This is a genomic window from Streptomyces fuscigenes (assembly GCF_021556455.1).
GTDB lineage: Bacteria > Actinomycetota > Actinomycetes > Streptomycetales > Streptomycetaceae > Streptomyces > Streptomyces fuscigenes.
On the sequence record NZ_JAKGCV010000320.1, the window covers coordinates 1 to 6,372 of the forward strand.

Here is a 6,372-nt window from a genome sequence, read left to right on the forward strand (position 1 = left end):
GGCGACCGTGCCGCCCGCCGCCGCGGCCGGTGCCGAACGCGTGCGGCCCTGGTGGGAGACCGACGACGGCGAGGTCGGCCAGCGGATGCGCCGGCACCGCTGACACCGCCCGGGGCGCCCCGGTCCGGTCGGCCGGGACCACCTCTTCCCCCCCCGGACCCCGCGCGCTGCCCTCGGCCCGGGCCGTTCCGTGGGGCCAGGGGCCCCGCGCCCGGCCAGAGGCGTGGGCTACGGTCGGTGCCGTGATCGTCGTCGCCGGTGAATCCCTGATCGATCTGGTCCCCGCCGAGCGCGCGGACGGGGTCCTCGCGCCGCTGGCGCCCCGGCGCGGCGGTGGCCCGTACAACACGGCCGTCGCCCTCGGGCGGCTCGGAGAGCGTGCCGCGTTCTGCTCGCGCGTCTCGACCGACGCGTTCGGCGAGGCTCTCGTCGAGGGCCTGCGCGAGGCGGACGTCGACGTGACGCTCGTCCAGCGCGGGCCCGAGCCCACCACGCTCGCGGTCGCGACGCTCGGCGAGGACGGCTCCGCCGGCTTCGGGTTCTACGCGGAGGGCAGCGCCGACCGCCTCTTCGCCCTGCCCGCGGCGCTGCCGTCCCGCGTTCGGGCGATCGCGTTCGGTACGTGTTCGCTCGTCCTCGAACCGGGGGCCACCGCCTACGAGGCGCTGCTGCGCCGCGAGGCGGACCGGGGCGTGTTCACCCTCCTCGACCCGAACATCCGGCCGGGCCTCGTGCCGGACCCGGCCGCCTACCGGGCCCGTTTCGCGTCGTGGCTGCGCTCGGTGACGCTGCTCAAGCTCTCGGAACAGGACGCGGAGTGGCTGGAGGGCACACCCGAGGGCTGGCTCGGCAGCGGACCGGCGGCCGTCGTGCTCACCCGGGGCGGCGGCGGGCTGAGCGTGTTCACGGCGGGCGGCGGACCGGTCTCCGTGCCCGCGGCGCCCGTCGAGGTCGTGGACACCATCGGCGCCGGCGACACCGTCAACGCGGCCCTGCTGCACGGCCTCGCCGCCCGGGACGCCCTCACCCCGGCCCGCCTCGGGGGCCTCGGCGAGGACGGCTGGCGCGAGGTCCTGACGTTCGCGGCCCGCGCGTCCGCGGTGACCTGCTCGCGGCCCGGCGCCGACCCCCCGTACGCCTCGGAGCTGCCCCCGGCCTGACGCCGGCCCTCGGGGGTTCGCCGGACCGTGCCGCGGGCGCCCGGCCTCCGCGGTCGGACCGGGACGCGTGCGGAGCCCGGGACCTTGAGCCGAGTCCCGGTCCCGGCTCCCGGGCCCGGGCCCGGAGCCGACTCCCGACTCCCGACTCCCGGGTCCCGGGTCCCGGTCAAGGCCGCGGGGCCGGGGCGCCGTCAGCCGTCGAGGAAAGCAGTGAGCGCCGACGCGAAGCCCGCCGGGTCCTCCGCCCACGGCATGTGCCCCGCCTCCGGCAGCACGGCCCTCGTGACGTGCGGCAGCGCGCGTTCCAGGGAGTCGACGGCCGAGCGGGGCCGGATGTCGCGGGCGCCGTCGAGGATGAGGACCGGTACGGCGAGGGCCGCGCACCGCTCCCGCAGGCAGCCGCCGGCGACGAGCTGCCGCATCTCGCGGCCGAGCGCCCGGTTGCACGCCTGATTGACGCCGAACCAGGGCGTCGCCATGGCCTCGGCCGCCGCCAGGGCGTCGGGCCCGAGGAAATCGGCCGACCACTGGAGCACCGCGAGCTCGCGTTCCTCCGCCCGCGTGAGGCCGTCCCCGCGCCTGTCCCGCAGCGCCGTCCAGCGTCCGAGGCGCGGGCCGAGGCGCTCCCGGTGCGCGGCCGCGTACGCGGGGTGCCAGGTGGACTCGTCGTCCACGCCCACCCCGGACACGTACACCAGGGCGCTCACGCGCTCCGGGTGCTCCAGGGCGTGCAGGAGGGCGAGCTGCGCGCCCCACGAATGCCCCACCAGCGCCGTGCGCTCCAGGCCGAACGTGCGCCGCACGGCCTCCAGGTCGGCCACCGACCGGGCCACCGTGTACGGGCCCGTGCGCTGCGAGCGCCCGCAGCCGCGCTGGTCCCAGCGCACGACCGGCCGCGCCCCGAGGAGCGCGGCCGGTTCGCGGAGGGTGTCCCAGATGCCGGGACCGCCGTGGCAGAGGATCACGGGCGCGGCGGGGCCGTCCGTCTCGCGGACGGCCCACAGCCGCGCCCCGTCGTCCGCCACGACGCCGGTGCCGCCGGCGGCACGGCACGGGCCGTCCCCACCGGTGACACCACCGTCGGCGGCGGCGTCCGCGCCCCGGGGGCCGGCACCCCCGGCGTCCTCGGCCCGGGCCCGCGGGCGCCCGCCCCGTTCTTCAGGAGTGTTCGTCATGGCCCGGCATCCTGCCGGGCCCGCGACTCACTTGGCGCGCGGTTTGCGGGCCGCGGCCTTCTTCACGGGTGCCGCCTTCGCGGTCGTCCTCGCCGGGGCCTTCTTCGCCGCCGCCTTGCGCGCCGGCGCCTTCCTGCGCGGCGCCGCCGCCTCGCTGACGCGCTCCGTGTCGAGGATGTCCCGGAGGAACTTGCCGGTGTGGCTCGTGGCCACGCCCGCGACCTGCTCGGGCGTGCCCTCCGCCACGACGAGGCCGCCGCCGTTGCCGCCCTCGGGGCCCATGTCGATCACCCAGTCCGCCGTCTTGATGACGTCCAGGTTGTGCTCGATCACGATCACCGAGTTGCCCTTTTCGACCAGGCCCGACAGCACCGTGATCAGCTTGCTGATGTCCTCGAAGTGCAGGCCCGTCGTGGGCTCGTCCAGCACGTAGACCGTGCTGCCCGTGGACCGCTTCTGCAGCTCGCTGGAGAGCTTCACGCGCTGCGCCTCGCCGCCGGAGAGGGTCGGCGCGGGCTGGCCGAGCCGGACGTAGCCGAGCCCCACCTCGTTGAGCGTCTTGAGGTGCCGCGAGATCGTCGGGACGGCCGCGAAGAAGTCGAGTGCCTCCTCGATCGGCATGTCCAGCACCTCGGCGATGTTCTTGCCCTTGTAGTGGACCTCCAGCGTCTCGCGGTTGTAGCGGGCGCCGTGGCACACCTCGCACGGCACGTACACGTCCGGGAGGAAGTTCATCTCGATCTTGATGGTGCCGTCGCCCGCGCAGTTCTCGCAGCGGCCGCCCTTCACGTTGAACGAGAAGCGTCCCTGGAGGTAGCCGCGGACCTTCGCCTCCGTCGTCTCCGCGAACAGCTTGCGGACGTGGTCGAACACGCCCGTGTACGTGGCGGGATTGGACCGGGGCGTCCGGCCGATCGGGGACTGGTCGACATGCACGACCTTGTCCACCAGGTCGTCGCCGTCGACGCGTGTGTGCCGCCCGGGCACCGACTTGGCGCCGTTGAGCTCGCGGGCCAGGTGCGTGTACAGGATGTCGTTGACCAGCGTCGACTTGCCGGACCCGGACACGCCCGTGACCGCCGTCAGCACGCCCAGCGGGAACGAGACGTCGATGTCGTGGAGGTTGTTCTCCCGGGCCCCGTGCACCGTCAGCCGGCGCGAGGGGTCGACCGGCCGGCGCACGTCGGGCGTCGGGATGGACCGCTTCCCGACCAGGTACTGGCCCGTGAGCGACTCGTCGTTGCTCAGCAGTTCCTTCAACGGCCCGGAGTGCACGACCTTGCCGCCGTGCTCGCCCGCGCCGGGGCCGATGTCGACGACCCAGTCCGCGACCTTGATCGTGTCCTCGTCGTGCTCGACCACGATCAGGGTGTTGCCCATGTCGCGCAGCCTCACGAGGGTCTCGATCAGCCGGTGGTTGTCGCGCTGATGCAGGCCGATGGACGGCTCGTCGAGGACGTAGAGCACACCGACGAGACCCGAACCGATCTGCGTCGCGAGCCGGATGCGCTGCGCCTCGCCGCCGGAGAGCGTGCCCGCCGCGCGGTTGAGGGAGAGGTAGTCGAGGCCGACGTCGACGAGGAACCGCAGCCGCTCGTTGACCTCCTTGAGGACCCGCTCGGCGATCTTCTTGTCGCGCGCGTTCAGCGTGAGCTGCGCCAGGAAGTCCGCGCAGTCGCTGATCGACAGCGCGGACACCTCGGCGATGGACTTCCCCATCACCGTCACCGCGAGCACGATCGGCTTGAGGCGCGTGCCCTCGCAGGTCGGGCACGGCACCTCGCGCATGTAGCCCTCGAAGCGCTCCCTGCTGGAGTCGCTCTCGGCCTCCTGGTGGCGCCGCTTGACGTAGGAGACCGCGCCTTCGAAGGACGGCGTCACGTAGGCGCGCTCGCGCCCGTAGCGGTTGCGGTAGCGGACCTCGACCTGCGTCTTGTGCCCGTACAGCAGGGCCTTCTTCGCGCGCTGCGGCAGCCCCGCCCACGGGATGTCCGTGCGGAAGCCGAGCGCGTCGGCCAGCCCGCCCACCATGCGGCCGAAGTACTCGCGGGTGTGGCCGTGCGACCACGGGTGGATGGCTCCCTCGTCCAGCGACTTCTCCTCGTCGGGGACGATCAGCTCCGCGTCCACCTCCATCCGCGTGCCGATGCCGGTGCACTCGGGGCAGGCGCCGAACGGCGAGTTGAACGAGAACGAGCGCGGCTCCAGCTCCTCGAACGACAGGTCGTCGTACGGGCAGTACAGGTGCTCCGAGTACATCCGCTCGCGCTCGGGGTCGTCCTCGGGGAGGTCGACGAAGTCCAGCACGACCATGCCGCCCGAGAGCCCGAGCGCGGTCTCCACCGAGTCCGTGAGCCGGCGCTTGGCCGAGTCCTTCACGGTCAGGCGGTCGACGACCACCTCGATCGTGTGCTTCTCCTGCTTCTTGAGCTTCGGCGGGTCGGTCAGCTGGATCGTGGTGCCGTCGACCCGGGCCCGGCTGTAGCCCTTCGTCTGGAGGTCCGAGAACAGGTCGACGAACTCGCCCTTGCGCTCCCGCACCAGCGGCGACAGGACCTGGAACCGGCTGCCCTCCGGCAGTTCGAGCACCTTGTCCACGATGGCCTGCGGCGACTGCCGGGTGATGGGCCGGCCGCAGACGGGGCAGTGCGGCTTGCCGATGCGCGCGAAGAGCAGGCGCAGGTAGTCGTAGACCTCGGTGATCGTGCCGACCGTCGAGCGCGGATTGCGCGAGGTCGACTTCTGGTCGATCGAGACGGCCGGGGACAGGCCCTCGATGAAGTCGACGTCCGGCTTGTCCATCTGGCCGAGGAACTGCCGGGCGTAGGAGGACAGCGACTCCACGTAACGGCGCTGGCCCTCCGCGAAGATCGTGTCGAACGCGAGTGAGGACTTGCCGGATCCGGACAGCCCGGTGAAGACGATGAGCGAGTCCCGGGGCAGGTCCAGCGAGACATTGCGCAGATTGTGCTCGCGAGCGCCACGGACGATGAGACGGTCGGCCACGCCGGTCCGCACCTTTCGTTGGGGGATGCAGGGGCGGAGCCCCCTCAGCGGAATACCGGGGGTCGCCAGAGCGATGGAATGCACTGCGGGGTGTACGGCTGCACCGGCGCATCCGCACGGAGGCGTCGGTCCCGGCATCCGTTGCGGTGGCGCCCGTGCGGGTGTGCGTGTGGTGCGCATACCAGGATGCCTCTTCCGGTGCCTCGTCCGAGCTTATAGCACGGGCATTCGATTTACCGGGGACTTACGACCTCTTCACCCGAACGGGTGGCGTCCCTCACGTCCCCCGTAGGGTGGGCCCCATGACCTACAGCGGAGCGGTGCAGGTCGGCGGGCCTGCCGACGTCCACGAGCTGCCCGACCTGATGATCTCGAAGATCGCCGTCGGCCCCATGAACAACAACGCCTACCTGCTGCGCTGCCGCGCGACCGACGCGCAGCTGCTCGTCGACGCCGCGGCCGAGCCCGGCGCCCTCATCGGCCTGATCGGGGAGGACGGCATCTCCGCCGTCGTCACCACGCACCGCCACGGCGACCACTGGGGGGCGCTCGCCGAGGTCGTGGAGGCCACCGGTGCCCGCACCTACGCCGGGCGCGAGGACGTCGAGGGCATCCCCGTGCCCACCGACGTGCCGGTCGACGACGGCGACACGATCCGCTTCGGCGAGATCACCCTCACCGCGCGCCACCTCGTCGGGCACACCCCCGGCTCGATCGCGCTCGTCTACGACGACCCGCACGGCCACCCGCACCTGTTCACCGGCGACTGCCTCTTCCCCGGCGGCGTCGGCAACACCCACCAGGATCCCGAGGCCTTCGCGAGCCTGCTGCACGACGTCGAGACCAAGCTGTTCGCCGCGCTGCCCGACGAGACCTGGGTCTACCCGGGCCACGGGGACGACACCACGCTCGGCGACGAGCGGCCCCACCTGCCCGAGTGGCGCGAGCGCGGCTGGTAGGCGCGGGGGCGCAGGCGCCCCGCGGGTACGCCCGCGGGCGCCCGCCGGTCCGCCGCCTGCGGCCGGTGCGGG

General features: G+C 73.3%; 4 protein-coding genes. 2 read left to right on the plus strand and 2 right to left on the minus strand.

Translation table 11 applies throughout. The annotated features are described in order from the left end of the window. The first annotated feature begins 242 nt into the window (after positions 1 to 242). Positions 243 to 1,160 carry a carbohydrate kinase family protein gene (locus tag L1885_RS21150; protein ID WP_235798745.1) on the plus strand — a complete coding sequence of 306 codons (918 nt, stop codon included), beginning with the start codon at positions 243 to 245 and terminating at the stop codon, positions 1,158 to 1,160. A gap of 191 nt (positions 1,161 to 1,351) precedes the next feature. On the opposite strand, the gene L1885_RS21155 is transcribed toward L1885_RS21150, so the two are convergent. Then, positions 1,352 to 2,335, minus strand: coding sequence for an alpha/beta fold hydrolase (locus L1885_RS21155; RefSeq protein WP_235798746.1), 984 nt, complete (start codon positions 2,333 to 2,335; stop codon positions 1,352 to 1,354). Between the two features lie 27 nt (positions 2,336 to 2,362). Next, a complete protein-coding gene (gene uvrA / locus L1885_RS21160; RefSeq protein WP_235798747.1) occupies positions 2,363 to 5,341 on the minus strand; it encodes an excinuclease ABC subunit UvrA in 2,979 nt (992 codons plus the stop codon). Between the two features lie 302 nt (positions 5,342 to 5,643). On the opposite strand from uvrA, the gene L1885_RS21165 reads away from it, so the two are divergent. Further along, a complete protein-coding gene (locus L1885_RS21165) occupies positions 5,644 to 6,300 on the plus strand; it encodes an MBL fold metallo-hydrolase (RefSeq protein WP_235798748.1) in 657 nt (218 codons plus the stop codon). The last annotated feature ends 72 nt before the right edge of the window (positions 6,301 to 6,372 follow it).